A 1732-nucleotide genomic window follows, 5' to 3' on the forward strand; every position below is an offset into this window, starting at 1 on the left:
CCTTGCCATCAGAACCTTTTTGTAAATTCTGTTGTTCTTCATCCGTTAAATAATGTGCGTGAGGAAACAATCCCGCCGTTCCAAGCAAAGGCAAGGATAGGGGATTGTTGATCATCACTTAAGGCTTGCATTCAGATGCATTTTTATACCTTTTACAAAACGGGCTGTTTAAGCGCTTTTCGACACTTCTCTTCGGGATGACAGCACCAGGCTGACAAATGGGCAAGTTTTCGGCTTTATAGTTTTGACACCAAGTTCCTCCCCATTTATCTTTATAGTGGAATCCTGCTTGAACCATACAGGCATCAATTGTTGCCCATCCATTATTGTTTACCTCTTTATTTTCTGAATCAGGATCGATAAGACTCGGCATTCCACATTCTAATAAGGCTTTTCCTACCTCAGTAGAATCTGCTCCTGTCTTCTCCCACATATTCACGTACCCTGGAGCAGGTTTGTCAATGTTTTCAATGTCACATCCAGCTATACTTAATAAAACTATCCCACTCAATAATTTAAACAGTGTATTCATTTTTTTCTCCATAAATAACCTAAACCTAAATTATCCAAAATTGCATGAGGTGCATAAATTTTTGTATTATCATTATGATGTGTTCCATAATCACGTTCACACGCATCACCCGCATTACCATAACACCTATGGGTACTAGATTTAAAGCCGCGTAACGCTCGCATTTGCTCTATCATTGGAGTTGCTGGTGGAAATATTGCATAAGGGAACCTTAAGGGTGCCTTATAAAAAGTAGGTAGATTGTGACCAATTCCTGTACCAATGGGATCGAATATATGGTTTTGTAAATAAATATGATCTTTTTTACCATCACTCACATAATAGAGTGCATTCGCTATTGATTGAGAGTTATCAGCTGGTCCAAAAAGATAGATATCTGTTTTTTCTGCTATACCGTGAATGCCATGCTGTTCAAAGTCACGCATTCCATTGCCCACTGTCAAGCTACCACGGCTATGCGCACTAACAATCGCCCCTGTATTACCATAACGATAGACAAAATCTTGTAACTTCTTGGTCGAATTACTCCATTTCCCAAAATACTCATAAATCGCTACTCCGATCTCTACGAGCCTGTCTTTAGCTTGTGGGTGGTATGTAAAATAAAGGGGTTCATGCTCATTATCAGCTAACTGAACCGCATTACGCGCTGCTTCATCTGGTGTGTTAAAAATACCATTATAGAACATACGCCTGTTGCCATCAGAGCCAGCTTGTAAATACTGCTCATCTTCAGCATTTAAAAAGTGATACAGAGTAATATATTCTCCATCGCTGTCTTTTATAGGTTCTCCATTTTCATCGGTTAAATAGAGTACTTTGCCATTTTCATCATGCGCAATCTCACCTACTGGATGCTCTTTAACATTTGCGACTTCGCGCACTTTGTCCCAGTATCCCAATCCTTCATCCGATAAATCATTGATCATATCTACGCGATTATGAACGATCCCCTCAAGCGATGTGGCGTCCACCGGTGCAACGGCTTGGTGGGCTGTAGCGGTGTTGCGGTTGAGAGAGCCAATGACTTGTCCAGCATCTTGCCCCATCGCCCTCTGTCCAGTTGTATCAGTAAGAATGATAGTCCCATCGCTGATAGCAGATTTGGTTTCCCCTTCTGCTGCATCCTTGGCTTTGCCGTGATTTAAAACATTCTTGGCAATGTTCTTTATCGTATCATTCCCAGAAATGCTAAACCCA

At 41.1% G+C, this 1732-nt stretch carries 1 protein-coding gene and 1 pseudogene; both read right to left on the reverse strand.

The features are described 5' to 3' along the window. Positions 1 to 118 precede the first annotated feature (118 nt). Positions 119 to 532, reverse strand: coding sequence for a hypothetical protein (locus tag ACFIK3_RS09380; RefSeq protein WP_273791328.1), 414 nt, complete (start codon positions 530 to 532; stop codon positions 119 to 121). Then, a pseudogene (locus ACFIK3_RS09385) lies at positions 529 to 1732 on the reverse strand (filamentous hemagglutinin); the annotation flags it as partial. The gene ACFIK3_RS09380 and the pseudogene ACFIK3_RS09385, both read right to left, overlap by 4 nt.

The organism is Bartonella sp. CB10SXKL (assembly GCF_042195515.1).
In the GTDB taxonomy this organism is placed as follows: Bacteria; Pseudomonadota; Alphaproteobacteria; order Rhizobiales; family Rhizobiaceae; genus Bartonella.

Bases quoted from the DNA above. Each gene is read 5' to 3' on its own strand.
- ACFIK3_RS09380 (WP_273791328.1), bottom strand. From the start codon at position 532: ATGAATACACTGTTTAAATTATTGAGTGGGATAGTTTTATTAAGTATA.